This is a genomic window from Arthrobacter sp. P1_C12_2 (assembly GCF_056406415.1).
Genome location: NZ_JBFUAF010000008.1, coordinates 72,047 through 88,823 on the forward strand (window position 1 = coordinate 72,047; position 16,777 = coordinate 88,823).

Here is a 16,777-nt window from a genome sequence, read left to right on the forward strand (position 1 = left end):
TTTCGATGGTGATGCCACGCCCAAGGAGCGGCCAGAGCCGCCAGCATCTCATCGAGCATTGCATCACCGCTTCGACATCTATCTTCACCACGGACGAGACAGTAGGGTCTGGGTACGACAGCCAGCACGCCGTGTCGCCGCACAACCTGTGGCGGCAGACACTAATTTCTGAGTGGCAGTCCTTCTCAAGCAAATTGGGGGTCTATTTGTCTAAGCCGAAGCCTTCACGGGCTCTACTCGTTGTGGGATTCCTGCTCTGGTTTCTCGCCGCTTTCGTTGGTTACGCCGTTCCGTCACTCGTAACGGCCTACTTTGTCTCCCAAGGCGGACAGACTGTGGTGGTCAATTTCTTCCCGTTAGTTGTTGCCGGCTCCGCTGCGTTCCTCGTTGGGATGGTATTTGTGGTCATGGGCGTCGGCCGTGCAGCCGCAGGCATGGATTACCTCGTTAGCGTCGCGCGCGAGCCTGCGCCTTCGAGCACCCATAACACCTACCCCGCCTCTGGCCGAGTGCCGGAGACAAGACGAGGACCGCAGGATCAAGGTTGATCGCTGCGGTCCTCGGGGATTCTGCGGACTCTGCGGACTGTGGAAGCAAGTCCCCTGTAATCACGCGGTGAAACCGTGATTAGCTGCGGAAGTTCACGAACTGCAGATCGGCCTCGTCGAAGCCCTTGAGCAGGTTCATGGTCTCCTGGAGGTCATCGCGGGACTTCGACGTCACCCGGAGCTCGTCGCCCTGGATCTGCGACTTGACGGACTTGGGGGCCTCGTCCCGGATCAGCTTGTTGATCTTCTTGGCGAGGTCCTGGGCGATGCCCTCCTTGATGGAGGCCTCGAGCCGGAATTCCTTGCCGGAGGCGTAGGGCTCGCCGGTGTCGAGGGACTTCAGCGAGATGCCGCGGCGGATGAGCTTGGACTGCAGCACGTCGAGCACCGCCAGCACCCGCTCCTCGGAGTTGGCCTTCATGAGGATCTTCTCGCCGCTGAAATCGACCTCGGCGCCGACGCCCTTGAAGTCGTAGCGCTGGGCAATTTCCTTCTGCGCCTGGTTCAGCGCGTTGGCGACTTCCTGCTTGTCTACCTTGCTGACGACGTCGAACGTGGATTCGCCTGCCATGACTTTCCTCCTGATGGTTGCCGGGTGCCTGCTAGAGGCCGGGATGTCTGCGTTCCAGCCTAGTACGGATGCCCGCGATGTGGCGGCCGGCCTGGGGGACCAGGTTTCACAGTCCGCTCATAGCTCAATCACGGCGGGAACGAAGCCGGGCTGGCCAGAGTTGCAAGAGTTGGAACCGCTGCTGAAAGGCAAGAACATGCACCATAAGGCCGTCCGCTACGTCACCCGCACCACCGCCGCCGCTGCCAGCACCCTGGCCGCGACGGCGACCTCCGTTGCCGCCGCCGCGCTGGCGGCCTCCATCATCCTGAGCCCGACCGCCGACGCGTCTGTCCGCATGGACGGTGTCCACGCGGACCTGGTCCGCGCCGTCGGGCTGAACCAGGTCACGCCGGAGCAGGCGGCGCGATTCGAGGCCCGGCTGGCCGGGCGCATTCTCGGAGAGGCCTGATTTTCCGCGGATTTTGGCCCCTTTGTGGCCGATGGATGCCCCGATTCGATTCTTCGGCGGAAGTTCTGTAAAGTTGTCTTGCCCGCGGGTGCTGGAAGCGAAACGAACTGGAAACAGGCGTTCCGGGACTGGAAACCGCGAGTGATCTTCTTTTGAAGTTCGGCAGATTACCCGAGCGGCCAAAGGGGGCTGACTGTAAATCAGCTGGCAACGCCTACGGGGGTTCGAATCCCTCATCTGCCACCCTTGGAAGAGCCTCTGGAACCAATCGGTTCCGGAGGCTTTTTCTTTGCCCGGATATCCGCGGGCAGCACCCTGACAACCGGCGGCTCAGTCGACCGGTGGATTTGGGATGGCTACCGTGGTGCCGGCGGGCGGAATCCATTCCTCGCCGGTCAGCAGGTTCAGGTTGGCGATCCGCAGTGCATAGAGCGGGACGCCATAGCGGCTCGCGATGCCGGAGGGGGTGTCTCCGGCGCTCGCCTTGTACAGGAGTTGTCCCTGACCGTCCTGCCCGGTCACGCTGCCGCCGGCCCCAAGCTGGGGCACATCCACCCCCCTGAGGTCGATGACCTCTCCCGCGGCAACGGACGCCGATTCATTGAAGCTCCTGAGGATCTCCGGAGTCATTCGGAAGTGGGCGGCGATGCCCTCCCAGGTGTCGCCGTCGACAGCCGTGTAGCGCATCGGCTGGAAGAACCCGTTCATTTCGGTCGTTCCCTGCAGGCCTCCGGGCGCCGGGGAGGTTGCAGGGGCAGCGGCCGACGGCCGCCCCGCCGGGGCTCCGCCCGGGGCATCCGCGCCGGAAGAGCAGGCTGTCGGCAGGCCGGCGAGAACCGCGGCAAGAACAACTGCGGCGGCGGGCCGAACGCGTGCAGCGGAACCGAGACTCACCCTGGGTGTCCTGTCGCTCGGGGCCTCCCCCCGAGGCCCGTTGCCGCAATTATTCCATACGCTTTATGAAACCCTGTTTTCCGCCGGACGGGCCCCGCGGGTTCGGTATAGTGCCGGACATGGACGACAAAGCGATCTTGCATACATACCTGCGCACCCGGCGCGCAGACCTCCTCGGGAAGCTCGAAGGCCTCAGCGAGTACGACGTACGCCGGCCCCTCACGCCCACGGGAACCAACCTGCTGGGACTGGTCAAGCACGTGGCCAGCGTCGAACTCGGCTACTTTGGCGAGACCTTCGGCCGGCCCAGCGACCTGGAACTGCCATGGTTCGCCGATGATGCGGAGCCGGACGCCGACATGTGGGCCGCCCCCGGCGAGACACGGGAGCAGATCACGCAGCTTCACCGGCTCTCGGCCGCCCACAGTGACGCCACCATCGATGAACTGCCGCTCGACGCGCCCGGCGTCGTGCCCTGGTGGCCTGACGAGCGCAAGCACGTAACCCTGCAGCAGATCCTCGTGCACATGTGCGTGGAGACCGCCCACCACCTCGGACACGCCGACATCCTGCGCGAACTCATCGACGGCAGCGCCGGCCAGCGACCGGGGGATCCGAACCTGTCGGCGCGCACCTCCGAGGGATGGGCCGTTCACCGGGCCCGCATCGAGGCTGCCGCCGTCGCTGCCGAAGCAGGGGCGGCAGGCCGGTAGTACAGGCCGCTAATACAGGCAGGCAGTCCAGGCAGATAGGAGGGCCAACGGGAGCAGGGAACACACCCCGCGAAGGACTGCCGGCAACGCCGCATCGTTTCTGCAAGCAAAATCTCAGTTTTCGGCGCGGAGCCATCGTAGGGTTGTCCGGTCCGCTGTTGAAGAAGAAGGAGCATTCGTGAAGTCGTTTGCCTGTGGTGATGTGGTTCCCGGTTGTGACGCCCGTTGGGTGTGCAGTACGGACGATGAAATTCTGGTCAATGTGGCAGCCCACGCTGCGTCCGCACACGGGCTGGTGGAGCTGCCGGCCGACGTCGTGCAGTCGGTCCACAGAGCCATCGTTTCCGTTAGTTGATTCACGAGGCAGGCGGCCTCCCGCCCGACGCCGGGGCCGCTCCGGGCCCGGATTGGGACGCGCAGCTGGCGGCCGCCTGCCGAGGTGCTGGCCTGGCCGCGGCCTACCAGCCCATTGTTGATACTGCCCGCGGCACAGTGGTGGGCTATGAGGCCCTGGCCCGGTTCCCGGGTTTTGCCGAAAAGAATCCTGAAGTGTGGTTTGCTGCCGCGCGCACGCATGGACTGTCGGCCGAGCTCGAGGCCGCAGCCTTGCGGGCGGCGCTCGCGGCCCGCCCCACTCTGCCGCCGAACTGCTTCCTGACGCTCAACGTCTCACCGGAGCTGCTGTTGACGGAGGAGATCCGCGGCATCTGGCGCGGCCAGGGAAACCTTGGCGGACTGGTGGTCGAGCTGACGGAGCAAACCCCGATCGACTCTTATCTCGAGCTCGAGCCCGACCTCAACCAGCTGCGCGCTGCCGGTGCGCTGATCGCCGTCGACGACGCCGGCGCCGGCTATGCCGGACTACGGCACCTCCTGGCCCTGCGGCCCTCGCTGATCAAGCTCGATCGTGAACTGATCCAGGACGTCGACCGTGACGAAGCCAAACGCGCCCTGATCTCTATGCTCGGAACCTTTGCCAGCCGCGTCGATGCCTGGATCCTGGCCGAGGGAGTGGAGCGTGTGGAGGAACTGGACGCCCTCGTCGCCCTCGGCGTACCCCTGGTGCAGGGGTATTGCCTGGCCAGGCCCGGGCCGGCGTGGGAACAGATCGATCTTGACGTTGCCCACCGCCTGGCGTCCAAACCCCCGGCGACGCACCAGAGCATCATCCGGGACATCGTGGAACCCGCGATGACGGCCACCACGACCGCGACGGCGGCTGCCGCGTTTGATGACAACCCCGCCCTGCAGTCGGTGGTGCTGATGGGCGAACATTTGCGGCCCGTTGCGGTGCTCGACCCCGCCGCGGCGGCCCTGGGCGTGGTGAGCCCGGGAATGCGGGTCAACCTGGACACGCCGCTCAGCGAGGCCCTGGCGCGGTCCATGACGCGGACCCAGGCCAACCGGTTTGACCCCCTGCTGGTGACGGACAACGCCGGCCGCTTTGCCGGCGTCGCCCGCATGGAGCGGATGATCACGGCGCTGGCCGCGGCGGACAGCTAACCGCGCGTCGGGTCCGGCCCGCCGCGCTCGTCCGGACCGCCTAGCTGTCCTTCCAGCAACTGTCCCGTGCCGGGGTCCTCCCGGCCGTCGAAGTAGCGGTCCAGGACGTCGCGGAATCCCGGCTCGGCGGGGGCTGCAAGCCGGAACAGCGTCATGGACGAGTGCAGCTTCTTCGCGTCGATGCTGCCGAAAATTTGCACCGCGGACCGCCCCTGCAGAGCGGCCACAGCGGCGGCAACCTCCCGCAGCCGCGGGCCCAGGACGTCGTGCCGGATGTAGGCCCGGGCCTCGTCCAAGGAGGAGATGGCGTATTTGCGGGCGGTTTCGCTGTGGCCCAGGCCTGCGAGCTGGGGGAAAACGAACCACATCCAGTGGCTCCTTTTCATGCCCGACCTCAACTCCGCCAGGGCTTGCCCGTAGGTTCCGCCGGCGTCCTGGGCCGCCACGAACCGGTCAAGGTCGTAGGGATCTTCCATGCCCGCTAGGCTACGTCGCCGGGGCACGAAGCGACAGCGACAGAGTCGTGACAGAGCTACTCCGGCTGGCGCCGCCGGGAATTTGCCGCCGGAGCGGAACAGTCGCGCCACTAGTGCGCAACCGTTCCACTACTCCCCAACAAGGGGCGGCGGTAGTATCAACTTCGAGAGCCCTTGGCGCACCTCAGAGTTGACCGGGCGCCACTCTCGGGCCGGGCCGGAGGGCGGGATGCAGGACGCGTATGGGCTATATACCCCAACCACGCTGGTGGAAGTCGGGCTGCTGCTGGCGACATTTGTCCTCTGCTCCCTGATCGGCGCCGAGCGGCAGGTCCGGCAGAAGGTCGCGGGCTACCGCACCCACGTTCTGGTCGGTTTGGGCTCTTGCACCTTCACCCTTATCTCGGCCTACGGCTTCGTCTACGCCCTGGCGCCTGGGGCCGCCGTGGACCCGTCCCGTATTGCGGCCCAAATCGTCAGCGGCATCGGCTTCCTCGGCGCGGGGGTGATTTTCAAGGGACGGAACGTTGTCCGCGGCCTGACGACAGCCGCCAGCATCTGGGTTTCTGCTGCCGTCGGCATGGCGTGCGGGGCCGGAATGCTGTCCCTGGCTGTTTCACTGACCGCCTTCCACCTCATCACCCTCTACGTCGTGTCTCCTGCGGTGAGGAAGATCCCGACGCCGGACAGCACCCGGGTCCTGCATGTGGGCTACGCGGACAATCAAGGCGTCTTGCGGCAAGTGCTGGAGTTGGCCACCAATATGGGCTTCAGCTCATCCATCGTGAGCACCAAGAAATCAGGCACTGAACAAAAACCCATCGTTCTCATGAACATCCGTTTCCACGGCCACCTTCCTCTGCGGGAGCTGGTTCCGTCGCTTCTGGAAGTGCCCGGCGTGAAGACTGTTACCGTGGTCGGTTCGGACCCGCACGAGGACTACGATGACGACAGCGCCTGAGAACCTGCCGCGACCAGACCCCCGGGTTGACGCGTTCATCGCGGGCCTCCCGGACTGGCAGCAGGATATCTGTGCTCAGGTGCGTGAACTTGTCCATGCCGCCGACCCGGCGGTCGAAGAGACCATCAAACGCACCACGCAGCCCTACTTCGTCCTCGACGGCAACATCTGCGCCCTGCTGGCGGCCAAGGACCACGTCAACGTCTTTCTGTACGACGGCGGGATTGTCCCGGACCCGGAGGGCATCATCACGGGCGGGCACGGGAACAAGACCGGGCGCACCGTCGCCTTCCACCAGGGAGAAGCCATCCCCGGGGAGGCCCTCACGGCGATGTTCCGGCAGATCATTGCGGACAACCGGGCCGGCGGCTGGCGGAAACTCAAGCCGGGCCGCTGAAGCAGGCCAAAGGCCACCGCGCTGGACCACGCCTGTACGGGCCACGGAAAACAGTCTCGACCTTTCATGCCCGCCAATTGAAGCCGTTCGGGATGACCGTTAGAGTCTGCGGATGACCGAGAACAGCGTCGCTTTGACGGATACTGTGCGCGTGCGGGTGCTGCGCAGGCCCGACGCCGGGCCCCTGGCCGATGCCTACCTGCGGAACCGGGAGCACCTGGCGCCGTGGGAGCCGCTGCGGTTTGAGGAATTCTTCACCGTCCGGGGACAGGCCGCCAGCATTGAATCCAAGCTCGGGTTGTTCATCGCGGGATCGGACGTGCCATGGGTCCTGGTGGAAGGCTCCCGCATCATCGGGGTGATCAACCTCAGCGGGATTGTCCGGGGGCCATTCCTCAGCGCCCACCTCGGCTACTGGGTGGACAAGGACATGACGGGGCAGGGGATAGGCTCGGCCGCGCTGGAGTTCGCCGTTCAAACCGCGCGGAACGAGCTGGGGCTGCACAGGCTGCAGGCCTCAACCCTCCCGCACAACGCCGCGTCCCAGCGGATCCTGAAGCGGGCTGGCTTTGAGGAGATCGGTTTGGCTGCCCAGTACCTGCGGATTGCCGGATCCTGGCAGGACCACATCCTGTTCCAGCGGATACTGTTCTGATGGCTGATGTTCCGGTTACACCTGTTCTATTTGCACCGGCGGACTTTGGTGCCCTCCACCATGTTGAACTCTGGGTGCCGGACCTGCAGCGGGCCAGGGACCAGTGGGGCTGGCTGCTGGGCCGGCTGGGCTATGAGGCCTACCAAGACTGGGCCCACGGGTGCAGCTGGCGCCGCGGGCCGACGTATATCGTCGTCGAGCAGTCCCCGGCGCTGACTGGAACCGGGCACGAGCGCACAGCGCCGGGCCTGAACCACCTCGCGTTCAGCGCGGGGACGCGGGAGCATGTGGACACCATGGCGGGCGAGAGTCTCAGCCACGGCTGGGCCGAGTTGTTTCCGGAGAAATACCCGCACGCCGGCGGTCCCGACCACTTCGCCGCGTACCTCGTGAATGCGGACGGCTACGAAGTAGAGCTGATTGCTTCGGACTGAAAGCGCCGGGGCCCGCGTCAGTGCCCTACGAGTTGGTTGTCGGAGACGCCTTTTCAGCCTTAAGTTCCTCGCCGTGGGCGATGACCGCGTAGATGATCAGCACGTCGATGGCGATGACGATGAAGGACCACCACGGCTGCTGCGGAATGAGCATCAGTTGAACGACCGCGCTGACGCCCGAAACGACGACAGCAACGATTCGAGCCCACGTTGCACCGGAGAAGAGCGCGACGGCAGTGAGGATCAAGAGCACCCCGAGAGCCACATTCCACCAGCCCCACCCCTTCGCATCGAAGAGGAACAGCGTGCCCGGGGTCGACAAATAGTAGGTGTCGGGCCCGGTGAGCGCGACGAGACCTTGAAGGCCGCTGAAGACGCCGTTGATGATCAGAATGACTCCGGCGAAACGGACCCAACCGGTCCAGCCAGTCGAAGCAACAGGGTGATGGGCAGTACTCATAGTGCCGACCGCTTTCCGTTGAATGCTCTGCCGTCGGCCTCATGGTCGGCGCAGTCGTGTCGTGAAACTCGTACCGATTCCGATTATGTTCCTCACAATCCGCGCCGGTCAATCACTGGAGGTCAAGTTCGGCGTCGGCCAATGCTGATGCAGACGCGCCGGGCTCATTGCGGTTGCCCCCGATCCGGGTACGTTGAAGCATGACCATTCTGCTTGTTGGCGGCGGCCCAGACACCGTCACCACACCGGCCGTCTTCGACCGCTTCATCAAGGAACTGCGGCACCGGGCCCCAGGCAGGGTCCCGCGGGTCGCCGTCGTCCTCTTTGACAACCAGGGCAGCTCGGAATATTTCCTGCCCGCCTACCGGGGGCCGCTGGAGTCCCGAATAGTCTGCACCGTGGTCCCGGTCCTTCTCCCCTTCAACGAAGTGGCGGATCCTGCCGCGTTCGACGACGTCGACGGGATCGTGGTGGGCGGCGGCCCGACGCCCGGCTACCTGGACGGACTCCTGCCGTCCGCCGAGGCCATCCGCCGGGCGGTCTCTGAAGGTGTGCCGTATATGGGCTTCTCTGCCGGCGCGATGGTGGCGCCGGCGCGGGCGATCGTGGGCGGCTACCGAATCAGGGGCACGGAAATCTGCCCGGCGGAATGGTCTGAGGGTCTCGAGGAACTGGAAATCCGAGACGGGCTTGGACTGGTGCCCTTCGCCGTGGACGTCCACGCCGCGCAGGCCGGAACGCTGAGCCGGGCCATTGGCGCTGTGGCGAAAGGCCTCGTGGACCGCGCGGCAGCCGTGGATGAGAACACTGCCCTGATCCTGCACCACACGGACCTGGAATCGTTGGAGGTAATCGGCGCCGGGAACTGCTGGACCATTCGCGGCGTGGGCGCCAAGGCCACGGTCTCGGTCCTGTCGGCGCATAACTAGGTTCCGGGCCCCACCCCCTTGGCACGCTTGTTACTCGCGGGTAGCATTGGATGCATGCACCTCCTGTTCCGGACCCTCCTGCTGCTGTTCACGTCCTCGCGCCGCTCACCGCTGAGCATCTGGGACAGCTCCTCGCTGCCGCTGCGGGTCCTGCCCACGGACATCGACATCGCCATGCACGTCAACAACGGCGTGTACTTCTCGCTCATGGACCTGGGGCGCTTCGACCTCATGGCCCGCAGCGGCACCTGGAAAAAGATGCGCCGCCGGGGCTGGACCCCGGTCGCTGCCGGGGAGACCATCGCCTTCCGCCGTTCGCTGCAGCTCTGGCAGCAGTACACGATCGAGTCCAGGATCATCGGCCTGGACTCGAAGGCCATCTACTTCGAGCAGCGGATGGTGGTGGACGGCGAGGTTTACGCACGGGCCTACATCGCCACCCGGCTGCTCAACAAGGGCAAACCCGTCAGCCAGGAGGAAATTATCCGCGAATTCGGCGCCCCGCCGGCGGATCTGGAGCTGCCCGAGTGGATCCACGAATGGCGCGAAACCAATGCCCTGCCCGGCGCCAGGCGTCCGGCCCCGCACGCCTGGGCGTGACCAGCGGACGACCCCGCACGGATGTGCCAACAGCGAAATGCCGGGGACAATCCACGGCTGCTCCCGTACCGTTGACTCATGGCTACCGTAGACATCACAGGTGAACAGTTCGCATCGACAGTGGAGGATAACGACATTGTCCTCGTCGACTTCTGGGCCGAATGGTGCGGCCCGTGCAAGCAGTTTGGCCCCACGTACTCGGCGATCTCCGAGAAGCACCCGGACGTCGTCTTCTCCAAAGTCGACACCGAGGCGGAGCAGCAGCTCGCTGCCGAGGCCGGCATCACGTCGATCCCCACCCTGATGGCCTTCCGCGAAAAGGTCCTGGTGTTCTCACAGCCCGGCGCCTTGAACGCGCAGCAGCTCGAGCAGGTGGTCGACGCCGTCAAGGCCCTGGACATGGAAGAGGTCCACGCCCACGTCGCCCGGTCCCAGGCCGAGGCCGCCGCCGCTGCGGCCAAGCAGGACGGGACCCAGATCCCGGAGGCCTGAACCTCCACGGCGTAATTCCACGGTTTAAAGCAACGCGGGGTCACTCCGCGCCCATCGACCCCTCGGGGATGGGCGCGGAGTGACCCCGCGTTGTGGTTGGAAGGGTGGGGTCAGAGCTTTTCGAGTTTGACCGGCTCAGCCAGCAGCGCGCTGAGGGATTCGTTCAGGTCCTGGACCGCAGTGCCCTTGGAGTGCTTGTCCAGGTCCGCCTGGCTGGCCCAGCGTTCGGTCAGGACGAGCTTGTCCTCGCTGGCCTCGGTGAGCTCGTAGCGGATGCAGCCGGGCTCGTGGACCACCTCGTCGATCGCGATGTCCAGGGCGAGCTTCACGCGGAAGAATTCGCCGTCGTTGGGGATGAAAATGGCCTGAAGGTCAACGGGTGCACTCATGGCAATCACCCTACCGGGCCGCTGCGCAGGCGCCGGAAGATGACCCAAGATTTCGTAGGACTTCCAAGCTTTGCTCTTCTTTTGCCCCCGCACTGTTGGTAGCGTCACATCATGCTTGCTTTCACAGCCGGGGACACTGACGTCCCGCTGCTCGAGGAAACCATCGGCGCGAACTTCGAACGGATCGCGGCGCGGTTCCCGTACCACGACGCCCTGATCGAGGCGGCCGCGGTGCCCGGCGAAGAGGCCCGGCGGTGGAGCTACACGAAGTTGAACGACGACGTCGACCGCCTGGCGCGTGCGCTCCTCGCCCTGGGTGTCGCGAAGGGCGAGCGGATCGGCATCTGGAGCCCCAACTGCGCCGAATGGACCATCCTGCAGTACGCCACCGCGAAGACCGGTGCGATCCTGGTCAACGTCAACCCCGCCTACCGCAGCCATGAGCTGGAGTTCGTCGTCAAGCAGAACGGCATGCGGATGCTGGTCACCGCGCCGTCGGACAGGAACAGCGACTACACCGCGATGGCGCGGCAGGCGCTGGCGGCGTGCCCGGACCTGCGCGAGCTGGTCTTCCTCCCGGACGCCGGCCTGGACGGACTGACCGCGGGCGAGCCCGACAATGAGGCGGAGCGCACCTATGCGGAGCTGCTCAAGCGGGCTGACGACGTCGGGCACTCCGCCCTGAAGGCGCGCATGGCGGAACTGGACGCGCACGATCCCATCAATCTGCAGTACACCTCGGGCACCACGGGGTTCCCGAAGGGCGCCACCCTGACGCACCACAACATCCTCAACAACGGCTATTCGATCGGCGAGCAGCTGGGCTACACGGAACACGACCGCGTGGTGATCCCGGTGCCCTTCTATCACTGCTTCGGCATGGTGATCGGGAACCTGGCGGCGCTCAGCCACGGGGCCGCCGCCATCATCCCCGGCCGGTCGTTCTCGCCGGCCGCGGCGCTGGAGGCCGTGCAGGACTTCGGCGGAACCTCGCTGTACGGGGTGCCGACCATGTTCATCGCCGAGCTCGCCCTGCCGGACTTCGCCTCCTACGACCTCGCGACACTGCGCACGGGCGTCATGGCCGGCTCGCTGTGTCCGATCGAGGTGATGAACCGGGTCATCACGGAAATGAACATGAAGGACGTCGCCATTTGCTACGGCATGACGGAGACCTCACCCGTGTCCACGATGACCCGGAGCGTGGACACCATGGCCCAGCGGACCGAGACGGTGGGCCGGACCATGCCGAACCTGCAGAGCCGGATCGTGGACCCGGCCACGGGCGAGGTGCTGGAGCGCGGCGGGATCGGCGAACTCTGCACGCGCGGCTACGCCGTGATGCGCGGGTACTGGAACCAGCCGGACAAGACCGCCGAGGCGATCGACCCCGACGGCTGGATGCACACCGGGGACCTCGCCCGGATGGACGCGGACGGGTACATCGTGATCGAGGGCCGGATCAAGGACATGGTGATCCGCGGCGGCGAGAACGTCTACCCGCGCGAAATCGAGGAATTCCTCTACACCCACCCGGACATCCAGGACGTACAGGTGATCGGCGTCCCGGATGCCAAATACGGCGAGGAACTGATGGCCTGCGTCATTCTGAAGCCCGGGGCCGCGCCGATGGACGCCGCCAGCCTGGCCGAGTTCTGCCGCGGCAAGCTGGCGCACTTCAAGATCCCGCGCTACGTGGACGTCCGGGAGAGCTTCCCGATGACGGTCTCCGGCAAGATCCGCAAGGTGGACATGCGCCAGGAAGCCGCGGCCCGCCTGGGCCTCCACTCCGGCGACTGACACCACCGCGTTGCTCCTGGGTGGCTGAGGTCGGGAGTGCTGTTTCGTAGCGGGGCGGTTCCGTCCGGGGGCACTTTGGGCGCAATGTTCGACGCCGGCGCCCTGGTTGGCGGCGTGTCCGGGCCAAAGTGCCCCCGGAGTGCGGCCGGGCCCGGTGGTGGGTCGGGTAGGTCAGTGGGCGCGGTGGTCCTGGATGGTCATGCGCGGGCCGAAGGTCGGTTTCCGGAAACCGCTGAGCCCGATCATCCGGACCACGCGCTGGCGGTGTCCTGCCCAGGGGGCCAGCAGCCTGAGCATGCCGGCGTCGTCGGTCCGGCGGCCGGTCAGGGCGGCGCCCACGTAGGCCGCAAGGTGGTAGTCGCCCACCGAGATCGAGTCCGGGCAGCCGTGCGTGCGCTGCACCACCTCCGCCGCCGTCCACACCCCGATTCCGGGGAGAGTCTGCAGCTTGGCCGCCGCCTCCGCAGCGGGAAGGGCGGCGAGCCGTTCCAGCGCGACGGCGGAACGCAACGCCCGCATGACGGTTCCCGAACGCTGCGGACCCACGCCGGCCTTGTGCCATTCCCAGGACGGGATGTGCAGCCACTGCGCGGCCGTCGGCTGGACCAGCAGATTGGCGGGAGCGACGGTGCCGGCGCCCGGCGCCGCCGTCCCGAAGCGGTACATCAGGTAGCGGTACCCGCGGCGGGCCTCGATAACGGTGACCTTCTGCTCCAGGATGGTCGGCACCAGTGAGTCGATGATCCGGCCGGTGGCCGGCAGCCGGATCGCGAGATTCCGGCGTCGGGCTTCAGTGACCATGCGCGGGAGTGTGGCATGGAACGCGGGGTCGTCGAAGCCGGACCAGTCGTCCTCGTTCCCGAGCATGCGCGGGACGGAATCGACGGCGTCCGCCGCACCGGGGCCCCAGGCCTGCGCGTCCACTGCCGGGTCCGCCCGCGTCCCGGCAGTTGCCAGGCGCAGCGTGGCCGGACCGTGCGGCGTCGTGAACGCGAACCAGATCGCGTCCGGCGCCGTGCGGATGGACGGGTCGCCGTGGCCGCGCAGGAGCGTGCCGACGGTTTGCATCAAGTCGAACGGGCCGCCGGGGTGCCACCTCACTGAGGCGTCCGCCGCCGCGGCAATGCCTGCGGGGACGTCTGCAAGGCTCATTCGAACATGTTCCCACGGCCCGCTGACAGCGGCCGCATCCGCATCGACGAAGCACGGACCGTAGGGCCCTTAACCTCCGGCGCTGCCGGGGTTAAAATCCGGCTGTGGCGTGGAGCGCCCACGCCCGCCTCTTGGCCCCGATCCTTGTTCTTAGGAGAGTGTGATGGCTGGTGGAGTTGTACATTTCGAAATCCCCGCAGACGACGAGGGCCGCGCACGGGAGTTCTACAGTTCGGCGTTCGGCTGGGAGGTCAGCCAGGTGCCGGAGATGAGCTACGCCATGATCAAGACGACGCCGACGGATGCCAGCGGCATGCCCTCCGTTCCGGGTGCCATCAACGGCGGCATGTTCCGCCGCGAGGGCGACCTCACGTCCCCGGTTCTGACGGTGGACGTCGATGACATTGACGCGGCGTTGGAGAAGATCAATGCCCTGGGCGGCAGCACCGTCTCGTCACGGCAGGAAATCGGCACCATGGGCTGGGCTGCCTACTTCCGGGACACCGAAGGCAATGTGGTTGGTCTGTGGCAGAACGCCGCGCCGGAGGGCGGCGCGGCCGCCGCGAACTCCGGGAACGACATCGGCGCCTGACGCGGCCGCCGGGCACGGTGCACCCAGCGCCGCCAAAACCCCGCGCTTCGAAGACCCAGTGCTTCCAAAACCCCGGGCCTCCAGACTCACTGCATCCCCGTGGTGAGCCACAAGGCGACGACCGCCAGCGGGACGGTGAGGACGACGGCGGCCACGCCGGCGACGGCGAAGCCTCCCCACCGGATCTCCACGTTGAGGGAGCGGAGCCGCTCGTGCCACAGCAGCGTGGCCAGGGACGCCCACGGGGTCACCAGCGGGCCCAGGTTCACGCCGATCAGCAGGGCCGCCAGCCGGGCCGGGGAGCCGCCCACCGGTTCCAGGGCCAGATAGGCGGGCAGGTTGTTGACCGCGTTGGCTGCCCCGGTGCCCATGCCGGCGAGCTGCAGGAGCGCCGGCAGGCTCTCGCCCGTGCCGGCGATCCCGGTCAGGAACTGGGTGAGCCCGTTGGCGTGCAGGGTCTCCACCACCATGAACAGCCCGGACGTGAGCATGAGCGGACGCCACGGAATCATGGACCAGCGCAGGGCGGAGCGCCGCCGCCAGAGGAAGAGCAGGAGCAGGGCCGCAGCCGCCGCGAGCGCCGGGATCTGCACCGGAACCCCGGAGACAAGGGCCGGGAGCAGAACCACCATGACCCCCGATGCCGTGTACAGCAGCACCCGGTCCCGCACCCTTCGGACCGGCTGCGGCCCGTACCTGCCCCGCAGATCCTTCCGGAATGCCAGCCACAGGAGCAGCAGCGGCACGAGGATGCCCACCAGGGCCGGGGCCCACACCAGCGAAGCGAACGCGGCGGGGCTGAGGTTGAGCTGCTCCTGTGCCAGCAGGTTGGTCAGGTTGGAGACCGGCAGCAGCAGCGAGGCCGTGTTCGCCAGCCACACCGTGGTCAGCGCGAACGGCAGCGGCGGAATGCGGGCGTGAATGGCCAGCAGCACGACGACGGGAGTCACCAGCACCGCCGTCGTATCCAGCGACAGGAACACCGTGGAAACGGTGGCGAGGGCGATCGCGAGGAACCACAGCAAGAGCACCCGGCCGCGGCCCAGGGCGGCCAGCCGCTCCGTGACCACGCGGAAGAGCCCGGCCTCATCCACTAGCTCGGTTACGAGGGACATCGCGACCACGAACGCCAGTACCGGGACGGTCCTTGCTGCCAGCGCCTGGAAGTCGGCTACCGGCAGCAGCCCAGTGGCCAGCGCCGCGCACCCGGCCAGCAGCATGCCCGCGGGCAGCGCGTAGCTCTTGAGCTTCTTCAGCCGGGCAATCCTCTTCACCGCCATATCCTCGCATCTGCCAGAGCCGTGGCAGCGCCGTGGCCGGGCCGACGTGCCTGCCGCGCCGGAGACGGTAGCTTTGTACCTATGAAGTACGCCCAGTCCGTCCTGGACCTCATTGGCCACACGCCGCTCGTCAAACTCAACCACGTGACCGATGGCATCGCAGCCACGGTCCTGGTGAAAATCGAATACCTGAACCCTGGCGGTTCGATCAAGGACCGCATTGCGGCCAAGATGATCGAGGAGGCCGAACGGACGGGCAAGCTCCTGCCCGGCGGCACGATCGTGGAGCCCACCTCGGGCAACACCGGCGTTGGTTTGGCGCTCGTCGCGCAGCAGAAGGGCTACCGCTGCATCTTCGTCGTGCCGGACAAGGTCGGCGAAGACAAACGGGCCGTGCTCCAGGCCTACGGCGCCGAAGTGGTGGTCACTCCCACCGCCGTCCCGCCGGACAGCCCGCAAAGCTACTACGGCGTCTCCGACCGGCTCGTCACCGAAATCCCGGGAGCCTACAAGCCGGACCAGTTCTCCAACCCGGCCGCCCCGGCAAGCCACTACGAATCCACCGGCCCGGAGATCTGGAACGACACCGACGGCCGGATCACGCACTGCGTGATCGGCGCCGGCACCGGCGGCACGATCACCGGCACCGGCCGGTACCTCAAGGAAGTCTCCGCCGCGCGGCCCGTGGCCGAGGGCGGCGTCGTGAAGATCATCGGCGCGGATCCGGCAGGCTCGGTGTACTCCGGCGGCACGGGCCGCCCGTACTTCGTCGAGGGCGTCGGCGAGGACATGTGGCCGGCCAACTATGACAAGTCCGTCCCGGACGACGTCATTGCCGTCAGCGACGCCGATTCCTTCGCGATGACGCGGCGGCTGGCGCGCGAGGAAGGCCTGCTGGTGGGCGGGTCCTCGGGCATGGCCGTCGTGGCCGCCATGGAGGTCGCCAAGGACCTCCCGGCCGAAGCTGTCGTCGTGGTCATCCTGCCGGACTCCGGCCGCGGCTACCTGGCCAAGATCTTCAACGACCAGTGGATGCGCTCCTACGGCTTCCTGGCCAGCGGGGACGAGGCCTCGGTGGGCGAGATCCTCAAGGCCAAGACCGGTGAACTCCCGGACCTCGTCCACATCCACCCGAACGAGTCCGTCCGCGATGTCATCAACATCATGAACGAGTACGGCGTCTCGCACATCCCCGTCCTGTCCCAGGAACCGCCGGTCGTCATGGGCGAGGTGCTGGGTGCCGTGGACGAACGCACCCTCACCGCCAAGCTCTTCCGCGGCGAGGCCAAACTCTCGGACAAAATCTCCGAACACATGGAGGCCCGGCTTCCCGTGATCGGCTCGCTCGAATCAATCTCGACCGCCCGCGAACTCCTCTCCGACGCCGACACCCTCATGGTGACGTTTGTCGGCGCTCCGGTGGGGATCCTGACCCGCCACGACCTCCTCGCGTACCTCAGCAACTGACCAGTTCAAGGAG

At 66.6% G+C, this 16,777-nt stretch carries 21 protein-coding genes and 1 tRNA gene; 15 read left to right on the forward strand and 7 right to left on the reverse strand.

Annotated elements, in window-relative coordinates:
• Positions 1-627: 627 nt before the first annotated feature.
• Positions 628-1,119, reverse strand: a complete 492-nt coding sequence (locus AC1DZQ_RS10570; protein ID WP_018773569.1) for a YajQ family cyclic di-GMP-binding protein — start codon at positions 1,117-1,119, stop codon at positions 628-630.
• Between the two features lie 196 nt (positions 1,120-1,315).
• Here AC1DZQ_RS10570 and AC1DZQ_RS10575 point away from each other — a divergent pair, with 196 nt between their 5' ends.
• Together AC1DZQ_RS10575 and AC1DZQ_RS10580 are read left to right on the forward strand one after the other, a co-directional pair.
• Positions 1,316-1,570, forward strand: coding sequence for a hypothetical protein (locus AC1DZQ_RS10575; protein WP_476963493.1), 255 nt, complete (start codon positions 1,316-1,318; stop codon positions 1,568-1,570).
• 161 nt (positions 1,571-1,731) lie between these two features.
• A tRNA-Tyr gene (locus tag AC1DZQ_RS10580) sits at positions 1,732-1,813 on the forward strand.
• An 87-nt stretch (positions 1,814-1,900) separates the two neighbouring features.
• Here the strand turns inward: AC1DZQ_RS10580 and AC1DZQ_RS10585 are convergent.
• Positions 1,901-2,278: a LysM peptidoglycan-binding domain-containing protein gene (locus tag AC1DZQ_RS10585; protein ID WP_476963494.1), complete on the reverse strand. Its 378-nt coding sequence runs from the start codon at positions 2,276-2,278 to the stop codon at positions 1,901-1,903.
• Between the two features lie 305 nt (positions 2,279-2,583).
• Here AC1DZQ_RS10585 and AC1DZQ_RS10590 point away from each other — a divergent pair, with 305 nt between their 5' ends.
• The 3 genes from AC1DZQ_RS10590 (at position 2,584) to AC1DZQ_RS10600 (ending at position 4,680) form a co-directional block, all read left to right on the forward strand.
• Positions 2,584-3,177 (forward strand): DinB family protein, encoded by a 594-nt coding sequence (locus AC1DZQ_RS10590; protein WP_476963495.1) that lies wholly within the window; start codon positions 2,584-2,586, stop codon positions 3,175-3,177.
• 178 nt (positions 3,178-3,355) lie between these two features.
• Complete coding sequence (locus tag AC1DZQ_RS10595) at positions 3,356-3,532, forward strand: DUF1059 domain-containing protein (protein ID WP_476963496.1); 177 nt, start codon at positions 3,356-3,358, stop codon at positions 3,530-3,532.
• Positions 3,529-4,680: an EAL domain-containing protein gene (locus AC1DZQ_RS10600; RefSeq protein ID WP_476963497.1), complete on the forward strand. Its 1,152-nt coding sequence runs from the start codon at positions 3,529-3,531 to the stop codon at positions 4,678-4,680. The genes AC1DZQ_RS10595 and AC1DZQ_RS10600 overlap by 4 nt, the downstream gene beginning before the upstream one ends.
• Here the strand turns inward: AC1DZQ_RS10600 and AC1DZQ_RS10605 are convergent.
• The gene (locus tag AC1DZQ_RS10605) at positions 4,677-5,156 is read right to left on the reverse strand and encodes a DUF1810 domain-containing protein (protein ID WP_476963498.1); all 480 of its coding nucleotides are present in this window, start codon (positions 5,154-5,156) and stop codon (positions 4,677-4,679) included. The two genes, AC1DZQ_RS10600 and AC1DZQ_RS10605, sit on opposite strands and share 4 nt — an antisense overlap.
• A gap of 229 nt (positions 5,157-5,385) precedes the next feature.
• Here AC1DZQ_RS10605 and AC1DZQ_RS10610 point away from each other — a divergent pair, with 229 nt between their 5' ends.
• The 4 genes from AC1DZQ_RS10610 to AC1DZQ_RS10625 all read left to right on the forward strand — a co-directional run bounded on the left by AC1DZQ_RS10610 (position 5,386) and on the right by AC1DZQ_RS10625 (position 7,603).
• Positions 5,386-6,117: an MgtC/SapB family protein gene (locus tag AC1DZQ_RS10610; RefSeq protein ID WP_476963499.1), complete on the forward strand. Its 732-nt coding sequence runs from the start codon at positions 5,386-5,388 to the stop codon at positions 6,115-6,117.
• Positions 6,101-6,514 (forward strand): DUF1801 domain-containing protein, encoded by a 414-nt coding sequence (locus tag AC1DZQ_RS10615; RefSeq protein ID WP_476963500.1) that lies wholly within the window; start codon positions 6,101-6,103, stop codon positions 6,512-6,514. The genes AC1DZQ_RS10610 and AC1DZQ_RS10615 overlap by 17 nt, the downstream gene beginning before the upstream one ends.
• Before the next feature lie 112 nt (positions 6,515-6,626).
• Positions 6,627-7,169 carry a GNAT family N-acetyltransferase gene (locus AC1DZQ_RS10620; RefSeq protein ID WP_476963501.1) on the forward strand — a complete coding sequence of 181 codons (543 nt, stop codon included), beginning with the start codon at positions 6,627-6,629 and terminating at the stop codon, positions 7,167-7,169.
• Positions 7,169-7,603, forward strand: coding sequence for a VOC family protein (locus AC1DZQ_RS10625; protein WP_476963502.1), 435 nt, complete (start codon positions 7,169-7,171; stop codon positions 7,601-7,603). Before AC1DZQ_RS10620 ends, AC1DZQ_RS10625 begins: the two co-directional genes overlap by 1 nt.
• Positions 7,604-7,628: 25 nt before the next feature.
• On the opposite strand, the gene AC1DZQ_RS10630 is transcribed toward AC1DZQ_RS10625, so the two are convergent.
• Entirely contained in the window at positions 7,629-8,063 is a 435-nt protein-coding gene (locus AC1DZQ_RS10630) for a DUF7144 family membrane protein (RefSeq protein ID WP_476963503.1), read from the reverse strand.
• Between the two features lie 200 nt (positions 8,064-8,263).
• Between AC1DZQ_RS10630 and AC1DZQ_RS10635 the strand changes: the two genes are divergently transcribed.
• From AC1DZQ_RS10635 to trxA, 3 genes are all read left to right on the forward strand, one after another.
• Complete coding sequence (locus AC1DZQ_RS10635) at positions 8,264-8,992, forward strand: Type 1 glutamine amidotransferase-like domain-containing protein (RefSeq protein ID WP_476963504.1); 729 nt, start codon at positions 8,264-8,266, stop codon at positions 8,990-8,992.
• A gap of 54 nt (positions 8,993-9,046) precedes the next feature.
• Positions 9,047-9,592 (forward strand): acyl-CoA thioesterase, encoded by a 546-nt coding sequence (locus AC1DZQ_RS10640; RefSeq protein WP_476963505.1) that lies wholly within the window; start codon positions 9,047-9,049, stop codon positions 9,590-9,592.
• A gap of 78 nt (positions 9,593-9,670) precedes the next feature.
• A complete protein-coding gene (gene trxA, locus AC1DZQ_RS10645; RefSeq protein ID WP_018773584.1) occupies positions 9,671-10,084 on the forward strand; it encodes a thioredoxin in 414 nt (137 codons plus the stop codon).
• 110 nt (positions 10,085-10,194) lie between these two features.
• Here trxA and AC1DZQ_RS10650 read toward each other — a convergent pair whose 3' ends face one another.
• A complete protein-coding gene (locus tag AC1DZQ_RS10650; protein ID WP_476963506.1) occupies positions 10,195-10,473 on the reverse strand; it encodes a putative quinol monooxygenase in 279 nt (92 codons plus the stop codon).
• 111 nt (positions 10,474-10,584) lie between these two features.
• On the opposite strand from AC1DZQ_RS10650, the gene AC1DZQ_RS10655 reads away from it, so the two are divergent.
• Positions 10,585-12,273 carry an AMP-binding protein gene (locus AC1DZQ_RS10655; protein WP_476963507.1) on the forward strand — a complete coding sequence of 563 codons (1,689 nt, stop codon included), beginning with the start codon at positions 10,585-10,587 and terminating at the stop codon, positions 12,271-12,273.
• Between the two features lie 171 nt (positions 12,274-12,444).
• On the opposite strand, the gene AC1DZQ_RS10660 is transcribed toward AC1DZQ_RS10655, so the two are convergent.
• The gene (locus tag AC1DZQ_RS10660) at positions 12,445-13,425 is read right to left on the reverse strand and encodes a DNA-3-methyladenine glycosylase family protein (protein WP_476963508.1); all 981 of its coding nucleotides are present in this window, start codon (positions 13,423-13,425) and stop codon (positions 12,445-12,447) included.
• A 163-nt stretch (positions 13,426-13,588) separates the two neighbouring features.
• Here AC1DZQ_RS10660 and AC1DZQ_RS10665 point away from each other — a divergent pair, with 163 nt between their 5' ends.
• Positions 13,589-14,017, forward strand: coding sequence for a VOC family protein (locus AC1DZQ_RS10665; protein WP_476963509.1), 429 nt, complete (start codon positions 13,589-13,591; stop codon positions 14,015-14,017).
• Positions 14,018-14,103: 86 nt separating this feature from the next.
• On the opposite strand, the gene AC1DZQ_RS10670 is transcribed toward AC1DZQ_RS10665, so the two are convergent.
• Complete coding sequence (locus AC1DZQ_RS10670; RefSeq protein ID WP_476963510.1) at positions 14,104-15,297, reverse strand: SLC13 family permease; 1,194 nt, start codon at positions 15,295-15,297, stop codon at positions 14,104-14,106.
• An 81-nt stretch (positions 15,298-15,378) separates the two neighbouring features.
• On the opposite strand from AC1DZQ_RS10670, the gene AC1DZQ_RS10675 reads away from it, so the two are divergent.
• Positions 15,379-16,764, forward strand: coding sequence for a cystathionine beta-synthase (locus AC1DZQ_RS10675; RefSeq protein ID WP_476963511.1), 1,386 nt, complete (start codon positions 15,379-15,381; stop codon positions 16,762-16,764).
• Positions 16,765-16,777 lie beyond the last annotated feature (13 nt).